The sequence below is a fragment of the Pseudoflavitalea rhizosphaerae genome, assembly GCF_003991355.1.
Lineage (GTDB): Bacteria > Bacteroidota > Bacteroidia > Chitinophagales > Chitinophagaceae > Pseudobacter > Pseudobacter rhizosphaerae.
In genome coordinates this window covers 312032-331581 of sequence record NZ_RCSU01000002.1, presented here as the reverse complement: position 1 = coordinate 331581, position 19550 = coordinate 312032, and the positions used below count along the sequence as shown (strand labels likewise).

Below are 19550 nucleotides of genomic sequence, written 5' to 3'. Positions count from 1 at the left end.
AAGCAATAGGGTGGCTGTTGCATGCCGCAGCTGCGGATGCAGGATGTAAAAAGAGAAATGGATAATGCTTATTGGTTGGGGGCTTTCTCTATGGAGAAGCCTCCTGGAACGGTTGTTAGTATCAGGTCGTTCATTTGGGCAATCGCTTGTAAGATCACAGGTAAGGAATCTTTATAGAATATTGTGCCCGTAAAGCCAATTCCGTTGAGGTCTGTGGCCTTATGCCTGATGGATACTTCATGATGCTTCGCCAGTTGGTCCAGTACCTGCTCCAATGGTGTATTATCGAATTCCATTTTTTCTGCCGGAGCAATTACAGGTGGATTGATGCTGATTTCGGTTTTCCTGGTTTCTTCTTTTCCTGAAATGTTCACCAGGCTGGAAGCTGCATCGTAATTCATTTGCTGGCCGGGTAAGAGGTAAACATCGTTCTTCCATCCCGGCAGGGATTTTTTTGTGGCGCGCACCACTACTTTTCCCGTCAGCAACTGCACGCGTACTGCTGCTGCCTTGGTGGTGATCCTGAAAGATGTGCCGAGGGCGGTGGTAGACAGGTTGCCTGTGTACACTGTAAAGGGACGTGATCTGTCTTTTGCAACTTCGAACAGGGCTTCACCTTCCAGGAACAGGTCCCGCTTTGCAGAATCGAATGCTGGTTTGAATTTCAGAGAAGCTGATGGCGCCAGCAAGACTGTGGAGCCGTCCGGCAATTGTAATTTTTGTTTATTGCCTGAATTGTTCTGGTGTTGCTGCCAGGGTTCCTGTGGTGTATTTCCGGTAGTCGTTTTTTCCACTTTCGCCACCTGGCGGATACTTTCTGTGTTTTTCTTTTCTGGTAGGTAAAACCAAATCGAAAATGCAAGAATGATCACTGCGGCTGCCCATGGCATCAATTTGATCACAGCTGGTTTTTGTGCAGGGATATTGTCTTCGATATTCCGGTACATGTCTTCTGCAAAGTAATTGTTCACCGGCCCTTCTTCGGAAGCCTGCATCCAGTCTGGGTAAAACCATTCGTTCAATATTTCAGGATGCTCCGTCAGATACTGGTGCACTTGTTTTGCTTCATCAGCATCACAACGGTTGTTCAGAAATTTTTCAATAATGGTTTTATCGATTGGCATGTAACAAGGTTGAAACTAAATACGTGTGAAGGAAAAGGAATCCCTGCCGGTAACATTAAGATAATATCAGCAGTAGGATGATGCTCCAGATGGTAGTGATCATCGTGCGGATAAAGCGCATGGCTTTCCAGAGATGGTCTTCCACTGTTTTGACAGACACGGAAAGTTTGCCGGCAATCTCCTGGTTAGAGAAGCCGTGCATCATTTTCAGGATGAAAACTTTTTTCCGGATGGGAGGGAGTTTGTCCATTGCCAGCTTGAAATAATTGCTGGCTTCTATCTGAAGCGAAGCGGCTGGCGCTGTATCCGGTAAATCGAATTCTTCAACCGCACTGAAGTATTTTCTATTGGTGGCCATTTTTCTCAGGTGATCTATCCAAACACTGTTGGCCATGGTGAAGAGTTGTACATCCAGCGGATGCTGGTCTGAGAGCGTATTGCGGTGCTGCCATAGCCTGATGAAAAGTTGTTGTGTAAGTTCCGTGGCTGTTTCATGTACAGCGGCGCGTTTCAGGAAATAACGGAAAATCCTGGCGTGGAATTGATCGTACACTGAACGGAACGAGCCTGCATCTATTATCCTGAGATCATTCATTGCTACCTGATAGATGATGGAATGGGTGTATCGTCGTTTCGGGCTGCAAGTTGAGGATAATATGAACGGAAAGAAATTATCTATTTGTTAAGTGGGACTGGTAATGATATATTAACCTGGGAATGGCCGCCACCATCCATTTCCGCATGTCGTAATTCTTCCCGTACTTTACATTTTATAAACCAGCAACAATGGGATATTACATCAGAGTTTTAGGCACACAGGACCCGGACATTCATATGGATGAATTAATGGAAGGACTCGTTTCAGAAGAATTATCTGCCAAATTCGCTTTCGATGAAGGCGAAGAGCCCGGGAAATGGACCGTGATAGACATCCTCAATGAAGAAGGTGATCACCTCGCCCAACTGGAAAGGAATCCCGTACTGCCCGGCGAACTCGGACAAGATGAGCTGGACGAATTCCGGGAATTCATCCTTGAAGACAAGCCGCTTTCTGCAGCACAATGGCTTACTTCTTATTTCGATAAAGTAAAAGTGATCTATGCCATCCAGATGCTGGACGCATCCTTCGAAGAAGGGAATTATGAAATAGTGGCGAATATCAAATCTACTATCTGGAACAAGGTGGGTGGTATTTTACAGGCAGATGATGAGGGCTTTTCCAATGAAGATGGCTACCATATTCTCTGGCAGTTCGCTGATGATGTAACAGGCAACTGGAGTTGCGCCGTGCTGAATGAAAAAGGAGAGTGGGAGCGCTTTGTGATGGACCTGGGCGATAAAACGCAGCGTATAGAATTCCAGGAGGGTAAAGTGCCGAAGAAAGCAAAGCAGATCTGACAGTGACGATCCCATAATGTTGAAAGCCTGGTGAAACTGCTACAAGGTTATTACCTTTACCGTTATGGCCGGCTCTTCCAAAAAAACGAAAGACTCCATCCCTGTTCTCAATATCAGGGAGTTCCTCTCAGACCAGGAGGCCGAGCCCGGTTTCCAATACCACGAGATCTCCGGCGCCCGCAGTATTGAGAAATTTCACAAGCACGATTTTTTTCTTTTTCTACTTTTTGAAAAGGGGAGTGGTACCCATTCTATCGATTTCACAGATCATAAAATAACGGATCACCAGGTGCATATCCTGTTCCCGCACCAGGTTCATAAGTGGAATCTTGGCGCCCGCACAAAAGCGTATCAGCTGATGATCAGTAAAAGGATCTTTGAAACTTTTTCTGCTTCACTTGATCTATCCTTTTTACTCTATCAAAGCCATCCCGTTGTTCAGCTTACACCGAAAGCATTTCATTTATTGTTCTACGAATTCCAGTCCATCCGCATGGACCTGAAACATCGTCCTATCAGTTGGGACCTGATCTATCTGCGCAGTAATATTATTGCTCAGCTGGTGAATCGCGAAGCGGAGCAGAAATTCAAAGACCTGGGCCTGTATCAAAAAACACCTGTGCTGCAACGTTATCTTTCACTGGTAGAACAGCATTTCAGAGAAGAGAAGTCTGTGGCATTCTATGCAGGGTTATTGCATATCACGCCCAATTACCTGAATATTCTTTGCAAGCGGCAATTCCAGGTATCGGCCATGTTCTTCATCCAGAAACGGGTAACGCTGGAGGCTAAACGAATGATCCTGTCAACCGATATGAGCCTGAAGGAAATTGCCTTTGAGCTCGGATTCAAAGACCCTGCCTATTTCTCGAATTTCTTCAGGGCTCAGACAGGATCATCGCCCCGCGGATTCAAGAGGGAGTTATAAATTTTACAAGTATTGGAATGATTTACGCACCCTTCCTCCGCAGTTGCGGCGTAATTTTGAGTCAAACTGAAAGGAATGTACCAACATAATATTTCAAGGAAACATTTTATCAGGAATGCGTCCGCGCTGGTAGCTGGCGGAACAGGATTGATGCTGGGTGGTAATGTGATGGCGGAAGAAGGATCGTCAACACAAAGCACTACAATCCCTGATCAAAAGAACTATACCCTCAAAAATGTAAAACTGGAAACCGGTTTTGAATATGAAGAAGGGGAAGTGATCGGTACCAAAACAGAGCTCTTCCTTATTAAGATCGCAAATGGTAGGATTTCTGCTATTCTTCCGAATGACACTAATGCCAAAGCTGTAGACGCTAAGGAAATGCTGATGTTGCCTGCATTCAGGGATATGCATATCCACCTCGATAAAACTTTCTATGGCGGTCCCTGGCAGGCTCGCAGAAAGAAGAACAGGAGCGTGCGTGATATGATCGAACTGGAACAAAAGATCATACCTGAATTACTGGAAACATCCACTTACCGTGCGGAGAAGCTGATCGAATTGTTGCAATCCAATGGAAGTGATTTCGCCAGAAGTCATGTCAATATCGACCCTACCTCCGGTCTGAATTCACTGAAGAACCTGCAACTGGCCCTGCAAAACAAAAAAGACAGTTTCGGCGCAGAACTGGTGGCATTCCCGCAACATGGGTTATACTACACCGATAGTACCAGCCTTATGCGCGAAGCTGCAAAAATGGACATTGATTTTATCGGCGGCCTCGATCCGCAATCCATCGACGGAGATATACAACGAAGCATCAACTTCACCGTTGACCTGGCCATGGAATTTAATAAGGGGATCGATATCCACCTGCATGAAAGCGGGGAATCAGGATTGAAGACTGTTGAATACCTCATTGAAAGAGTGATGGCCAATCCGCAATTGAAGGGAAGAACCTTTCTTAGTCATTGTTTCGTACTGGCAAGACTGGACAAAACCAAACAGGAATCTATTGCAGACAGTCTCTCAGGTGCAGGCATCGGAATCGTGTCCACTATTCCATTTGGTAATACCATCATGCCAATTCCAACATTGTATAAATATGGGGTTACCGTTTTTACCGGCAACGATAGTATCATCGATCACTGGAATACCTTCGGCTCGGGCAGTGTATTGCAGAAAGCGAACCTGATGGCGCAGCTCTACGGTCATTCCACGGAATTCGATCTGTCGAGAAGCCTGAAACTGGCCACCGCCAACGTTTTGCCACTGGACGATAAGGGCAATCGCCAATGGCCGGTCACCGGAGATAAAGCTAACCTGGTATTCGTTGATGCCAGTTGTTCGGCAGAAGCGGTGAGCAGGATCTCGCCTGTACGTTCATTGGTTCATGAAGGAAAGATCGTTTTCACTCAATAAATTTGCAGCTGAATCCGGCAATGATGATGGCATCCAAACCTGCGCTCTCAAAAAGTACACTCTGGCTGATGACCATCGCCACGGGAATGATAGTAGCCAATAACTACTACAATCAGCCATTGCTCGGGCTGATGGCGAGGGATTTTGGGGTGCCTGAATCCAGGATAAGCAATATTGCCATGCTTACGCAGATCGGTTATGCGATGGGGTTATTGCTGCTGGTGCCGCTGGGCGACAGGCTTGAGCGGCGTCGCCTGATCCTTTGGGATATAGTGGCCATCATCGTGTCGCTTGCAGGTATGATGCTGGCGCCATCCGTTGAGTGGTTGTTTGCTGCAAGCTTCCTGGTGGGTTTCACCAGCATTGCTCCGCAATTGTTTGTCCCGATGGCGGCGGAGCTGGCTCCCAAAGAAAAACAAAGCTCCGCAATCGGGATGGTGATGAGTGGATTGTTGGTAGGTATCCTTTTATCCAGGGTATTGAGCGGATTTGTAGGCGAGTACCTGGGCTGGAAAGCCATGTACGGCATCGCTATAGGGTTCATGCTGGTATTGGGAATCCTGATCTGGCGCAGTCTCCCTGAAGTGCAACCGAATTTCGCAGGGTCCTACGCAGAACTGATGCGGTCGCTGGTTTTCCTTACAAGAACGCAACCCGTACTACGGCTGGCCGCTTTTCGCGGGGCTACTGCCTTTGCAGCTTTCAGCGCATTCTGGATAACCCTTGTTTTTCACCTGGAAGAAGCGCCCTTTCTTGCAGGGCCGTCCGTTGCCGGTTCTTTCGGCATCATTGGCGCAGCGGGAGCGCTGGCGGCTGCTGTGGTGGGCAGGATCGCGGCTAAGACTACACCTGACAGGATCATTCTCTTTGCTATCCTGATCATGCTGTTGAGCTGGGGGATTTTCTATGTGGGTGGTTATACCTATATCGGACTGATCATCGGCATCATTCTTATTGATCTCGGTTTGCAATCGATGCATATCATGAATCAGTCGAGCTTCTTTGCCCTTCGCCTGAACGCAAATAATCGACTGAATACTGTCTATATGGTAAGTTATTTCATCGGCGGCTCCACTGGTACTTTTGTTGGGGCGCAGGCCTGGAAACACTACCATTGGCCGGGCGTTGTAGCTACAGGAACAATGTTTTGCCTGTTAACGCTGCTGGTGCACCTGTGTTTTGCGCCGAAGAAAGCCTGATAATGGAAAACAGGATTGTATTACTGGTGTGTTCAGGATCTGATCGCTATTTGCTTGTATATCAAAAGCTTGTTCTCTGCAAACTGCTAATTTAAAGCCAATTAACACCGGTTTTTCCAACATAATCGGCCCCATATGGCAATTTAATCGTATCTTCAATACAAATATTACCCTCCCTGCACCTATTTTGATTCCTCATTTCAACATTAGTGAAGGTCTGTTCTAAATTAAAGGTGAATATTATTCCGGCAATTTTTGAAGGAAGCGCAAGCGTTCCCCCGGCCACAAAGCCAGAAAATTGGGGAGAGATCAACTATTTCCGGGATCTGATTAGTAAACTAAAAAACCGTTATAATGTCGAATGAGCAAATTGGAAATTTTGTGGAAGAGAAATTCCTGAACGAAACACCGGTATTGATCAAATGTAAGATCAGGGGCGCTTTCAAAGGCCTTTTCGTTCAAACTTCTGATTACAGGGAGCTGAAAGCGAAGAATTTCTGGAGAGTGGTTCCTGAAGCGAACATTGAAAATTTTAAGAGAACAGGCGATGCCAATTTTATTAAGATTTTCAGTGGTTTTGAGTTCACTAAGCTTTCTGCATTGTAATTTCTGTAAAACACATGAGTAGAAACATCATAACTGGAACTGGAGCATATATCCCTACCCATATCCGCAAAAATGAAGATTTCAAAAATTCCGTTTTCCTGAATGAGGATGGCACACCATTCAATAAACGAACGGACCAGATCATTGATAATTTCAAGAAAATAACCGGAATAGAGGAGAGAAGGTACGCAGAGGTTGAGTTCAGCACTTCTGAAATGGCTGCTTTTGCTTCGCAGGCTGCTATAGATGATAGTGGCGTGGATAAAGAGCGTATCAGTCAGATCATCGTTGCTCACAATTACGGTGATCTCAAGCCTGGTACATTCCAGCCGGATACAGTACCTTCCATTGCGTCCAGGGTCAAGCACAAACTGGGGATCAAAAACCCTGAATGTGTTGCTTATGATGTACTCTTCGGTTGCCCCGGATGGTTACAGGGACTGATCCAGGCAGATTGTTTCATCAAAGCCGGCGCCGGCACCATTTTTTTGGTGGTGGGCACGGAAACCCTTTCCAGGATCATTGACCCGTTTGACCGCGACAGCATGATCTTTGCTGATGGAGCAGGGGCCTGCATCCTTGAAAAAAGAACCGATTCGCAGCCACAGCAGGGCATCCTGAGCGCGGCCAGCAGATCGGATTGCCTGGAAGAAGTCGAATACATTAATCTCGGGTCCTCCTATTCGAAGGAGGCCGATGATACCACAGGATACATCAAAATGCAGGGTAGAAAAGTGTACGAATATGCTTTGACCAATGTACCTGCGGCCATGAAAGATTGCCTGGATAAAAGCGGAGCTTCCATTCATGAGCTTAAGATGATTTTTATCCATCAGGCGAATGAAAAAATGGACGAAAGCATATTGAAGGCTTTTTACCAGTTATATGGCATCAGCGAACCGCCTGCCGGCATCATGCCGATGAGCATACAATGGCTGGGAAACAGTTCGGTAGCCACCATCCCAACCTTATTGCACCTGGTAAGGAAGGGCTCGATCGAAGGGCATTCGTTATCGCCCGGGGACCTCATCATGTTCGCTTCTGTTGGCGCAGGAATGAACATCAATGCGGTTTGTTACAGGTATTAACGGGCGCCCGGTTACGCAGTAAGCAGAAGACCGGGATGCAATTACTAAACTTAAATCATTATCATGGCGAAATCAAAGGAAACCTTTACAAAGCGGGAAAAAGAAAAACAACGGATGAAGAAGCAACAGGAGAAGCTGGAGAAGATGAAAGAGCGTAAGAACAATAAAGACCAGAATAAAGGTCTGGACAGTATGATGGCTTACCTGGACGAAAACGGAAATCTTACAGATACTCCGCCTGATCCCCGTAATAAAAAGGTATTCCTGGCGGAAGATATCCAACTCGGCGTTCCTAAAATGGAAGACAACCCCGAAGATGCCTTCCGTACCGGTGTAGTATCATTCTTCAATACCCAGAAAGGGTTTGGATTCATTATCGATTCCGAAACAAAAGAGCGGATCTTTGTGCATTCCAATGATCTGAATATACCAATCAGTGAGAACGACAAAGTTAAGTTTGAAGTGGAGAGAAGCCCCAAAGGCTTTAATGCTGTGAACGTTACGCTTAACAAAGATTAAGTTTGCCAGTGTTATATTTAGTGTATCTTTACACATTCATTTGAGCGTTGCATCAGTATTTGTCATTAATCTGCTAAGTCCGCATTTAATTCCTATACTTCTTGCCTTACTCAGATTTTCATTATTTAAAATTGTACAAATGAACATTTATGTATCAAACCTGTCTTTTAATGTACAGGACGAAGATTTAAGGGAATATTTTGCTGCTTTCGGTGAAGTGAGCTCTGCAAAAGTGATTACAGACAGGGAAACCGGCAGGTCCAGAGGTTTTGGATTTGTTGAAATGCCTGACGATAGCGCAGCACAGAACGCCATCTCCCAACTCGACAACTCAGAAGTTGAAGGTCGTCAGATGCGTGTATCTGAAGCAAAACCTAAACCTGAAAAAAGCTTCAACAAAAGCCCATTCAAAAGCAACAACTACGAAAAGCGTAACAGGTGGTAATTGCTTTTTAGAATATTGGAAAGCCGTTTCGAAAGAGACGGCTTTTTTATTGTGGCTATTCTCAAGCCCTATCATAAGTCATATAACCCGCCAGTATACCCGAAGGAGTGCTTGTTTTATTGTTCAACATTCCGGGATTGGCAAAAACGATCAAATTGTCCTGCAACAGAGAGTGTGGAAAAATGGAAAAAAATAAGTATTTTGAGTGTATGGTATACCGGTAGACCATGTCATTTATGAACTCAACAAATGGAAAAATCAATTGCTTTTGTTGATACCGAGATTGATTCACGGAGCAGAACAATCCTGGATATCGGTTGTGTAATGGACGATGGCCGTTCTTTCCACAATACTTCCATTGCTGCATTGGTGAAATTCCTGGAAGGGGCACAATTTATCTGTGGGCATAATATCATCAGACATGATCTGCAATTCATCAGACCAATGCTTGGGGAAACCCAATTTCCGGAAACCAATATCATCGATACACTTTATATGTCGCCACTCCTGTTTCCGGCCAGACCCTATCATGCCCTGGTAAAAGATGATAAGCTTCAAACTGAAGAGCTGAACAACCCGCTGAATGATTCAATACAGGCTAAAAATCTTTTCTATGATGAAGTAGCTGCATTCAGGCACATACACGAAAAGCTGCAGCAAATCTTCTATCTCTTATTAAATAATAAATCTGAGTTTAAGGCATTTTTCCATTTTTTATCTTATGTCCCTCCAAATGCAGACACCGAACTTCTGATAAGAGAGCAATTCAAAAATGAAATTTGTGAACAGGCCGACCTTACTAAAATAATAGCAGACCATCCAGTTGAACTTTCTTATTGCCTGTCTCTGATCAATGCCAATAATCGTTACTCCATCACGCCTCCATGGGTATTGAAAAATTATCCGGAAGTAGACAGGGTAATGGCAAAATTGAGAAACAAGCCATGTTTGACTGGTTGTGCGTATTGCAATAAAGCGCTGGATATACATCAGGGGTTGAAGCGTTTTTTCAATTTCAGTTCTTTCAGAACTTTCGGAGGGGAGCCCCTGCAGGAAAAAGCAGTGCAAGCCGCTGTTGACAACAAATCACTATTGGCTGTTTTCCCAACCGGTGGTGGTAAATCCATCACATTTCAGTTGCCTGCACTCATGAGTGGGGAAAATGTAAAAGGATTGACTGTCATAATTTCTCCTTTACAATCTTTGATGAAAGATCAGGTGGATAACCTGGAAGCGTCCGGGATAACTGATGCAGTTACGATCAATGGCCTGCTTGATCCTGTGGAGAGGGGTGTATCATTCGAACGCGTGGAAAATGGATCTGCTTCCCTTCTGTATATTTCTCCGGAGTCCCTTCGATCCAGAACCATTGAAAGATTATTGCTGGGCAGAAAAATCATCCGTTTTGTAATTGATGAAGCCCATTGCTTTTCTTCCTGGGGACAGGATTTCAGGGTCGACTATTTGTATATAGGAGATTTCATAAAATCCCTGCAGCAACAAAAAAATAATGGTGAGGAGATCCCTATATCCTGCTTTACCGCTACAGCAAAGCAAAAGGTTATCGAAGATATCAGAGATTATTTCAGGCAAAAACTCTCTGTTGAACTGGAAGTGTTTACATCAAAAGCTTCCAGGACCAACCTGAAGTACAAAGTGATTGAACAAAAAGACGAAGAGGAGAAATACCAGACAGTGAGGGACCTGGTCATTGAGAAAAACTGCCCTGCCATCATTTATGTTTCGAGGACCCGGAAAGCATATAAACTGGCTGAAAGGTTGGTTGGAGATGGCTTTAATGCCAGGCCCTATCATGGACAAATGGAAGCAAAAGAAAAGACGGAAAACCAGAATGCCTTCATAGCCGGAGAAACACAGATAATGGTAGCTACTTCCGCTTTTGGAATGGGTGTTGACAAAAAGGATGTAAAACTGGTAATTCATTTTGAGATCTCGGATTCCCTGGAAAACTATGTTCAGGAAGCCGGAAGAGCCGGAAGGGATGAAAAGCTGGAAGCCGAATGCTTCGCTTTATTCAATGAAGAGGATCTGAATAAACATTTTATTCTCCTGAATCAGACCCGGCTTTCCATTAAAGAGATCCAGCAGATTTGGAAAGCCATCAAGGACCTCACACGGTTCAACAGGAATTCATTTTCCAATTCAGCGTTGGAAATAGCCAGAAAGGCAGGCTGGGATGATAATATAAAGCAAATTGAAACCAGGGTTAAGACGGCTGTTACCGCACTGGAAGACGCCGGTTATGTAAAGCGACAACAGAATGCTCCAAAGGTTTATGCAAACAGCATTAGAGCAAAAAATGCCCAGGAAGCCATCGGGAAAATAAAAAGTTCAACAAGGCTTGACGAAAAGGAGAAATCGACAGCTATCAGGATCATCAAAAAACTGATTTCTAGCAGAAGTAAAAAGCATGGAAATAATGAAACACCGGAGTCACGGATAGATTATATCGGAGATCATTTGGGGATTAAGAATGCTGAAGTTATCAATATTATTACGATACTCCGGCAGGAAAATATACTAAATGATGCAAAAGACCTGACTGCTTTTATCAAGAGGGGGGAAGGAATAAACCGGTCTCTTTCCATCGTTGAAATGTTCAACAGAATAGAAGTTTATTTACTCAATATTCTGGAAGAACAAGAAAAAGCATTCCACATTAAGGAGTTGAATGAAGATGCTGAAAGTAATGGTTGCGAAGAAGTAACTCCCAACAAAATAAAAACGATCCTGAATTTCTGGGCTATGAAGCAATGGATCAGAAAATACAATCAGGAATACACGAAAAATCATGTCCGCGTCATATCACTTCACCCGCCATCCGATCTGCAGAAGAAAATGGAAATAAGGCATAAACTGGCAGGATTCATAGTGAAGTTGCTTTATGACAGATCGAATCAGGGAATAGCAGAACAACCATCATTGGAAAAAGAAATACTGGTTGAATTCTCGGTACTGGAATTGAAAGAAGCTTATGAGAATAGTCCGGACCTGTTTAAAGTTGAAATCACCGTAAAAGATATAGAAGATTGCCTTTTTTACCTGTCAAGGATTGAAGCAATAAAAATTGAAGGGGGCTTTCTTGTTTCTTACAACAGGCTCAATATTGAAAGACTGGAACTGGATAATAAAAAGCGGTATAAGGTGGAAGATTATCAAAAGCTGAACCAATTCTACGAAAACAAGATTCAGCAGATACACATTGTAGGCGAGTATGCAAAAAAGATGATCGGGAATTACAGGGATGCGCTACAGTTTGTTGAAGACTATTTTCAGTTGAACTACTCCTTTTTTCTAAATAAATATTTCAATGGTGAACGTCAAAAGAATATAAATTTCACGCTTACTCCCGCAAAATTCAAACAGTTGTTTGGCACACTTTCACCGGAACAGTTAAAAATTGTGAAGGACACAGGTACCCAATATATGGTGGTGCTGGCCGGGCCCGGAAGCGGTAAAACAAAAGTACTGGTACATAAGCTTGCCTCTTTAATTCTTATGGAGGATGTAAAGCATGAGCAATTACTGATGGTGACCTTCTCACGGGCAGCAACTACAGAATTCAAGAAGCGGCTTCGCCAGCTTATAGGCAATGCCGCACAGTATATCGACATCAAAACTTTTCATTCCTATTGTTTTGATTTGCTTGGAAAAGTTGGAAGCCTGGAAAAATCAGATCGGATACTGAAAACTGCCATTGAAAAGATCAGGAATAATGAAGTTGAAAAAAGCAAGATCACAAAGACAGTGCTGGTAATTGATGAGGCGCAGGATATGGACAATGATGAATTCGAGCTGATAAAATCGCTAATGGAGCATAATGAGGAAATGCGGGTAATTGCTGTTGGAGACGATGATCAGAATATCTATGAGTTCCGTGGCGCAAGCTCCCGGTATCTCAGGCAGTTTATTGAAATGGAAAAAGCTGGCAAAAATGAGCTTATAGTAAATTACAGGTCCAGGAGTAATATTGTTGAATTCGCCAATCAGTTTGTAAAAAAGGTTGAGAACAGGCTAAAGGAGACACCAATAATGGCCAATCAGTCCGATAATGGAAAAGTAAAGATCGTTCGGTATCAAAGCAATAATCTTATTAATCCTGTTGTTCGGGATGTTCTTTCCGCTGAATTGTCCGGATCTGTTTGTGTACTTACAAGAACAAACGAGGAAGCCTTACAGGTTACGGGTTTACTCATAAGGAATGGGATACCATCTAAATTAATTCAAACGAATGATGGATTCAGCCTATTCAATCTCGCAGAAGTCCGCTTTTTCATTTCGCAACTGAATAGCTCCCCTGAAAACTACATAATCCATGATGATATTTGGGCGTCTGCAAAACGGAATCTGAATCAAAGGTTTCAAAAAAGTGAAAGACTGGAATTGTGTAATAATTTGATTATTGATTTCGAAGCAACGAATCCGAAATATAAATACAGGTCTGATCTGGAAGTTTTTATCCGGGAATCTAAAATAGAGGATTTTTACAGCGGTAATGGTGAAACGGTTTTCGTGTCAACTATTCACAAAGCCAAAGGGAAGGAGTTTGACAATGTATTCCTGATGCTCAATAATTTCAACCTGTCAACTGATGAATCCAGGAGGCTGTTGTATGTTGGGTTGACAAGGGCCAGAAAGAACCTGACCATTCATCTGAATTCGGGCTTTCTGGATGATATAAGGGTTGAAGAGCTGGAATGGAAAGAGGACAATGAAGTTTATCTTCCTCCTGCAGGCTTCTCAATGCAACTCACTTACAAAGATGTCTGGCTGGGCTATTTCAAAAATTGCCAGGAAATAATTACTCAATTGGTGAGCGGGGATGAATTGAGTGTGAATGGAACCGATTCTTTGAACGCAAAGGGATATACTGTTTTGAGATTTTCAAGTCAGTTCCAAATGAAAATCGAGACGATGAAGGAGAGGGGATATGAATTAAAAAGCGCAAACGTTAATTTCATTGTTTACTGGCTGGGGGAAAGGGAGGAACAAGAGGTCCTGATAATTTTGCCTGAGCTGTATTTTGAAAAATCGGATTCCACCGGGTACGTAAGCTCCTGATATTACATGAGTATAATGTTACCGGGCAAAGGTAAATCCCGCAGCATCAGCAGCGGCCCTATCCCCACTCAATTGGATTTTGCTTATCTTGCGCTGACCAACCTTTCCTCATTGTCTTAATTCTTTAATTACCAGGCTTTCCCCGCTTAGTGGCAGTAACTGAAATTGAAATACAGGATGAATTTGCTTTGATGCAGCAGTTCCGTGCAGGGAGTGAAGAGGCGTTCACCTCGGTGTACAGGCATCTCTATCGCCGTGTGTTCTGGTTTGCCCGGAAATTTGTACAGGACATCGAAGATGCGCGCGACCTCACCGCTGAAGCCTTCATCCAGGTCTGGCAACAAAACCAGAACTTCAAAGACCTCAACGCTGTTGAAGCCTTTCTCCACGTTACCGTCCGCAATAAATGTTTCAATCTCCTGAAACATCAGCAAATGAAGGCGGGACGCCGGGATGAGCTACTCCGTCAGTTACAGGACCGTGAGCAGGGCGACTTCTTCGAAGAGCTCCTCCAGCTCCAGCTGGTAGGCAGGATCTACGCTGAAGTGAATAAACTTCCCCCGCGCATGAAAGAAATATTCCTCCTTTCTTACCGCGATGGCATGAAACCAGCCGAAATAGCTTCTCTGCTACAAATAAAACCTCAGACCGTGATCAACCAGCGGATCACAGCCGTAAAGCTCCTGCAACTGGCGCTGGGAAAGGATTTTATGCTGTCTGCCATGTTGCTGCTTGGGTGCCGCGACATACTCTGATCAGAGGCATCTTCCAAAAAAATAAGAAAAATGTAAAAATGGACTGGTTGATTTGGTCTGCTCAATTGTTATAGGGGCTTATGACCCATAATCAGCACCTTATTGACCTATTGACCGGGCACCTGCGTGGCGATCTTTCAGCCAATCAGCAGGAGCAGCTTAACCTATGGATCTCTCAATCCGATCGTAACCGCCTCCTTTTTGAATCCATTAATAATGAAGAACAATTACGGGAGATGGTGCTTTTGTACCACCAGGAAGAAACTGAAAACAATGAAGCCATCATCCTGCAAAAGATCAAACAGGGATTGGGCGGCTCCATCGGAATGGCAACCATAAAGGAATTGCCCGCCAGAAGCAGCTGGACCTGGGGCTGGGTTGCAGCCCTGGTGGTGGTTTCAGCAAGCGTGGGTGCTTATCTTTTTCTGAACAAAAATGAAAAACAGGAAACCGTTGCAAAAGATCATCAGGAGATAATTCCCGGAAAAGAGGGAGCCATTCTCACACTGGCCGATGGTACCGAAGTGGTGCTCGACAGCCTGGGTAACGGCGTGGTAGCAACGGAGAACGGCACACAGGTGGTATTGAACAACGGTTCGCTGGCTTATTCACAGGATGCAGGTAAAGCCGCGTCCGTGTACAATCAACTCTCAACGCCTAAAGGCAGACAATTCAGGCTGGTATTGCCAGACGGAACAAAAGTCTGGCTCAATGCAGCCAGTTCCCTTCGTTATCCCACCGTATTTGATGGTAACACGCGCAGGGTAGAGGTTACAGGAGAAGTGTTCTTTGAAGTGGCACAGAACCATCGCCAGCCTTTTTATGTGAATGTGGACCAACAGGCGCAGATCAGGGTGCTGGGCACACAGTTCAATGTGAATGCCTATTCCAATGAAGCCAGCATCAGAACCACGCTGGTGGATGGCGGCATACAAGTGAGGCCCGGTGCAGATTCAGACAGCAGTTCATTTGTAACGCTGAAACCCGGCCAGCAGGCTGAGATCAAACCTGCAGGCAGCAAAACCAGGCTGCAACCCGTTCGATTGATCAACAATCCCAATATCGACAAGGCAATTGCCTGGAAAAACGGCCTCTTCAATTTTGAAGATGCCAGCCTGGAAGAAGTGATGCGGCAGATAGAACGCTGGTACGATATCGATGTAGTTTATGAAGAAGGCATTCCCAATATCACGTTTGGTGGAAAGATGACCAACGATGTTAGTTTATCCGGCTTACTGGAAAGCCTCAAAGAAACAGAAGTGCATTTCCGCATGGAAGGACGCAAACTGATCGTGATGCCTTAAAACGAAAAAACTGTAACGGAACAAATAGAAAAGTAGAAAGATCAAAAAGTAGAAACATAGAAAAGTGGATCGCCCCATAAAGCAAAAACCGAAGGCGCTTGCAACACCTTCGGCAAAGTAGCCGGGTCGATTTAAACGCACGCTAAGCATTTTTTAACCAACCAAACTGTAACAAAAGTATGCCCAAAACTGCTACTTGTGACCAGTGTGACACGTCTTTTTTGTGCACCGGGCCAAAACCCCATGAGAATCGCCTCCGGCACAGCCCCGGAGCCCGCTCCTCTGTACAGGACCCAGGCGTTCCGGCACTGCTCACAGCTTCAATGATTAAAGCTATGAGACTGTTAACCATCTTTCTTTTCGCTTCTTCCCTGACCGTTTCGGCAAACTCTTTCTCACAGAATGTTTCCATTTCTGTGAAGGGGCTTCCCCTGAAACAACTATTTCAGGCCGTGGAGAAACAAACAGGTTTCGTGTTCTTCTACAACAAACAGTTGCTGACAGACACCAAACCGGTGAGCATCGCAGCAGACAATATGCCGCTCAGCGATTTCCTGGAAGCTGCACTGCGGGATCAGCCCCTGAACTTCCGCATCGAAGGAAAGACAATCACGCTCTCACGCAAGATCATTGAAACACCTCTTAGCAATCTTTCCAAAGAACTGTTTGCCCCGGCTGATACCCTCCGCCAGATCAGGGGTGTGGTTTCATCAGAATCCAATGAACCCATTGCAGGCGTAACGGTAATGGTGAAAGGCACAAAGCGCGGCGCGTCCACAGATGCCAAAGGCGCATTCTCCATCATGGCGGATGCAGGGCAGGTACTCGTTTTCACAGCTATCGGTTATGAACAAACGGAAGTACGCATAAAGAACAGTGATCGCATCACCGTTAAAATGGGGCAGGCCGTTTCCTCCATGCAGGACCATGTTGTTACAGGCATCTATCAACGTAAAAAAGAAAGCTTCACCGGCTCATCTTCCACTTTTACGGCAAAGGAACTGAAGATGGTAGGTAACCAGAGCCCGCTGCAAGCCCTCAAAACACTCGATCCTTCCTTTGCCATTGTAGAGAATTCCACTTTTGGCTCCGATCCCAACAGGCTCCCGGATATCGAGATCAGGGGTAAGAGCAGCGTGATCGGCCTCACAGAACAATACGGCACCAACCCCAATCAACCACTGTTCATCCTGGATGGTTTTGAAAGTTCCCTCGCCGTGATCAGCGATATGAGTATGGACCGTATAGAAAGCATTACACTTCTCAAAGATGCTGCCGCAACGGCCATCTACGGATCCAAAGCAGCCAACGGAGTGGTGGTGGTGGAAACAAAACGCCCGGCGCCGGGACGACTTCGCATTTCGTACGACAATTCCACTTATTTCAGTTGGGCAGACCTCAGTGATTACAACCTGATGAATGCCGCGGAAAAACTGGAATTCGAGCGCTGGTCAGGATTTCTCGGCTCCATCGATGCCAACGGAAATTTCGTAACCCCCGATGCTGATGCCAAATACAATAGCAGGCTGTCCGAAGTGAAACGTGGCGTAAATTCTTTCTGGATGAACGAACCCCTTCGCTTTGCCACCAATCAACGGCATTCCATTTTTGCAGAAGGCGGAGACGCCAACCTCCGCTATGGCGTTACACTCAATTATGCCAATAACCAGGGCGTGATGAAAGGGTCTGACAGGAAGATCGCCAGCGGCAATGTGAAACTGATGTACCGCAAGGGAAAACTCTCCGTGAACAATTCATTGACCATCGATGACGTTGATGCCTCAAGGGAATCCATTCCTTTTTCGGCATTCTCCCGCGCCAATCCTTATTTCAGGAAATACAATGAAACGGGTGGCATCGATAAAATACTTGAACAATTTACCTGGGTAGATCTTACCAGCAGCACGCCTGTCAAAAACGAAACATACTACAATCCGCTGTACGATTATCACAACAGGAACGTGAACAAATCCAGGTCGCAGGGATTTACCAATAACTTCGAGATCGAGTGGCGCATCCTCTCTGAACTGAGAGCGCGTGCGCGAGTTGGCATCATTCAGCAGACCCTCAGGGACGAAATATTCAAATCCCCTTTCAATTCCGAATTCGCCAGCACTGACCCGCTTTTACAGGGCACCTATTTCGAGAATAATGAACGGAGAGTGAATTATGATGGCGATTTCAGTCTCACCTATGGCAAGCTCCTGGCTGAAAAGCATATGCTCAATGTAGTGGCCGGTTTACGCGCCACGCAGGTATCCAGTGTTGGCAGTTCCTATGAAGTGCAGGGATTTGTTGGCGACGAATTTCCCAACGCCGCTTTCGCATTCGATTACTCTGAAAGCAAACGCGCGGATTATCTTGAATCAAAGCGCCGCAGCGCCAGTTATTTTCTGAACACAGGCTATGCCTTTGATCAACGCTTCCTGCTGGATGCAACCGTTCGTTCGGATGGCGCTTCCGTATTTGGCGCCAACAGGCAGTTCACCACCATCTGGAGCATGGGCCTGGCCTGGAATATCCATAATGAAAAGTTCTTCCGTGACCGTGCATATGAATGGGTCAACAGCTTCCGCATCCGTGGCTCTATTGGTAATCCCGGCAACCAGAATTTCAGCGATTATGTGAGCATGAGAGTGTACAGGTATAATAACGAAAACAGGAATCCATTCGGACCCAGCGTGATCGTAAGCAATTTCGGCAACCCTTCCCTCAAGTGGCAGAAAACGCTTGACCGCAATATCGGCCTGGACCTGGTCACACTCAAAAACCGCCTCCGTATCAATGCCGATTATTTCGTGAAAACAACTGATCCGCTGCTGGTATTCGTGAATGTGCCTTCTTCTTCCGGCGCCACCAGCGTAACGGATAACCTGGGAGGGCAGGAGCAGAAAGGATTCACGCTTGTTGCCAACTATACTCTGTTACAACAAAAAGACCTCACCTGGATCATCAACCTCAACGGGCGTCATCTCCGCTCTCATTATACCAGTTTCGGTAATGCGCTGAGCAATTTCAATGAGAAGAACAAAGGCGTGAACATGACCCGCTATTATGATGGCGCAAGCCCTTCTGATCTCTGGGCTGTCCGCTCACTGGGCATCGATCCCGCAACAGGAAGGGAGATCTTTCTCACCAAAGACGGGAAACAAACTTTTGTGCATGATTATAAGGACGAAGTTGTTGTAGGCAACAGCGATCCAGACCTGGAAGGTATTATCGGTACTTCCGTGTCTTACAAAGGATTCTTCGCCAATATCAATTTGCGCTATCGTATAGGTGGACAAATATTCATGCAAACGCTTTATGATAAAGTGGAGAACATCGCATATGAGAAGATCGGTTTGAACCAGGACAGGCGTGCATTGACTGACCGCTGGCAGAAGCCCGGCGACAATGCCAAATTCAAGTCTATTTCCGATTCAAGGTCCAACCCCATGTCTTCCCGTTTTGTAGAAGACAATAATATCCTGGCTGGCGAATCCATTTCACTCGGATACGAAAACTCAAAAGCCCGCTGGGTGAAAGCGGTCCACGCATCATCTGTAACCTTCAGGCTTTATATGAACGATATTTTCAGGGTAGCAACGGTAATGAATGAACGAGGTATCGATTATCCGTTCGCCAGATCGATGTCGTTCTCTGTAGGTGTGCGTTTTTAATTGATAACTGCCAAAACG

14 protein-coding genes are annotated in these 19550 nt (G+C 45.2%); 12 read left to right on the top strand and 2 right to left on the bottom strand.

Annotation, left to right across the window (positions count from 1 at the left end):
• Nucleotides 1-68: 68 nt before the first annotated feature.
• Together D9Y29_RS04120 and D9Y29_RS04115 are read right to left on the bottom strand one after the other, a co-directional pair.
• Entirely contained in the window at nt 69-1124 is a 1056-nt protein-coding gene (locus D9Y29_RS04120) for a FecR family protein (protein WP_127125294.1), read from the bottom strand.
• A gap of 55 nt (nt 1125-1179) precedes the next feature.
• Nucleotides 1180-1719: an RNA polymerase sigma factor gene (locus D9Y29_RS04115; protein ID WP_127125292.1), complete on the bottom strand. Its 540-nt coding sequence runs from the start codon at nt 1717-1719 to the stop codon at nt 1180-1182.
• Between the two features lie 191 nt (nt 1720-1910).
• Here D9Y29_RS04115 and D9Y29_RS04110 point away from each other — a divergent pair, with 191 nt between their 5' ends.
• The 12 genes from D9Y29_RS04110 (at nt 1911) to D9Y29_RS04055 (ending at nt 19532) form a co-directional block, all read left to right on the top strand.
• Nucleotides 1911-2522, top strand: a complete 612-nt coding sequence (locus D9Y29_RS04110) for a hypothetical protein (protein ID WP_127125290.1) — start codon at nt 1911-1913, stop codon at nt 2520-2522.
• Nucleotides 2523-2586: 64 nt separating this feature from the next.
• Complete coding sequence (locus tag D9Y29_RS04105; RefSeq protein ID WP_127125288.1) at nt 2587-3450, top strand: helix-turn-helix domain-containing protein; 864 nt, start codon at nt 2587-2589, stop codon at nt 3448-3450.
• Between the two features lie 75 nt (nt 3451-3525).
• On the top strand, nt 3526-4872 hold the full coding sequence (locus tag D9Y29_RS04100; protein ID WP_127125286.1) for an amidohydrolase family protein: 1347 nt from the start codon (nt 3526-3528) through the stop codon (nt 4870-4872).
• Between the two features lie 2 nt (nt 4873-4874).
• Entirely contained in the window at nt 4875-6071 is a 1197-nt protein-coding gene (locus D9Y29_RS04095; protein WP_241237844.1) for an MFS transporter, read from the top strand.
• Nucleotides 6072-6425: 354 nt separating this feature from the next.
• Nucleotides 6426-6677 (top strand): short-chain dehydrogenase, encoded by a 252-nt coding sequence (locus tag D9Y29_RS04090; RefSeq protein WP_127125284.1) that lies wholly within the window; start codon nt 6426-6428, stop codon nt 6675-6677.
• Nucleotides 6678-6691: 14 nt separating this feature from the next.
• Nucleotides 6692-7765, top strand: a complete 1074-nt coding sequence (locus D9Y29_RS04085) for a 3-oxoacyl-ACP synthase III family protein (protein ID WP_127125282.1) — start codon at nt 6692-6694, stop codon at nt 7763-7765.
• Between the two features lie 63 nt (nt 7766-7828).
• Complete coding sequence (locus tag D9Y29_RS04080) at nt 7829-8284, top strand: cold-shock protein (protein ID WP_127125280.1); 456 nt, start codon at nt 7829-7831, stop codon at nt 8282-8284.
• A 139-nt stretch (nt 8285-8423) separates the two neighbouring features.
• A complete protein-coding gene (locus D9Y29_RS04075; RefSeq protein ID WP_127125278.1) occupies nt 8424-8729 on the top strand; it encodes an RNA recognition motif domain-containing protein in 306 nt (101 codons plus the stop codon).
• Nucleotides 8730-8978: 249 nt separating this feature from the next.
• Complete coding sequence (locus D9Y29_RS04070; RefSeq protein ID WP_127125276.1) at nt 8979-13811, top strand: RecQ family ATP-dependent DNA helicase; 4833 nt, start codon at nt 8979-8981, stop codon at nt 13809-13811.
• 191 nt (nt 13812-14002) lie between these two features.
• On the top strand, nt 14003-14566 hold the full coding sequence (locus tag D9Y29_RS04065; RefSeq protein WP_127125274.1) for a sigma-70 family RNA polymerase sigma factor: 564 nt from the start codon (nt 14003-14005) through the stop codon (nt 14564-14566).
• An 80-nt stretch (nt 14567-14646) separates the two neighbouring features.
• A complete protein-coding gene (locus tag D9Y29_RS04060) occupies nt 14647-15870 on the top strand; it encodes a FecR family protein (protein WP_127125272.1) in 1224 nt (407 codons plus the stop codon).
• A 335-nt stretch (nt 15871-16205) separates the two neighbouring features.
• Entirely contained in the window at nt 16206-19532 is a 3327-nt protein-coding gene (locus D9Y29_RS04055; RefSeq protein WP_206513708.1) for a SusC/RagA family TonB-linked outer membrane protein, read from the top strand.
• Nucleotides 19533-19550 lie beyond the last annotated feature (18 nt).

Coding starts and splice junctions, on each gene's coding strand:
- D9Y29_RS04120 (WP_127125294.1), bottom strand. CDS start 1,124: ATGCCAATCGATAAAACCATTATTGAAAAATTTCTGAACAACCGTTGT.
- D9Y29_RS04115 (WP_127125292.1), bottom strand. CDS start 1,719: ATGAATGATCTCAGGATAATAGATGCAGGCTCGTTCCGTTCAGTGTAC.
- D9Y29_RS04110 (WP_127125290.1), top strand. CDS start 1,911: ATGGGATATTACATCAGAGTTTTAGGCACACAGGACCCGGACATTCAT.
- D9Y29_RS04105 (WP_127125288.1), top strand. CDS start 2,587: ATGGCCGGCTCTTCCAAAAAAACGAAAGACTCCATCCCTGTTCTCAAT.
- D9Y29_RS04100 (WP_127125286.1), top strand. CDS start 3,526: ATGTACCAACATAATATTTCAAGGAAACATTTTATCAGGAATGCGTCC.
- D9Y29_RS04090 (WP_127125284.1), top strand. CDS start 6,426: ATGTCGAATGAGCAAATTGGAAATTTTGTGGAAGAGAAATTCCTGAAC.
- D9Y29_RS04085 (WP_127125282.1), top strand. CDS start 6,692: ATGAGTAGAAACATCATAACTGGAACTGGAGCATATATCCCTACCCAT.
- D9Y29_RS04080 (WP_127125280.1), top strand. CDS start 7,829: ATGGCGAAATCAAAGGAAACCTTTACAAAGCGGGAAAAAGAAAAACAA.
- D9Y29_RS04075 (WP_127125278.1), top strand. CDS start 8,424: ATGAACATTTATGTATCAAACCTGTCTTTTAATGTACAGGACGAAGAT.
- D9Y29_RS04070 (WP_127125276.1), top strand. CDS start 8,979: ATGGAAAAATCAATTGCTTTTGTTGATACCGAGATTGATTCACGGAGC.
- D9Y29_RS04065 (WP_127125274.1), top strand. CDS start 14,003: ATGCAGCAGTTCCGTGCAGGGAGTGAAGAGGCGTTCACCTCGGTGTAC.
- D9Y29_RS04060 (WP_127125272.1), top strand. CDS start 14,647: ATGACCCATAATCAGCACCTTATTGACCTATTGACCGGGCACCTGCGT.
- D9Y29_RS04055 (WP_206513708.1), top strand. CDS start 16,206: ATGAGACTGTTAACCATCTTTCTTTTCGCTTCTTCCCTGACCGTTTCG.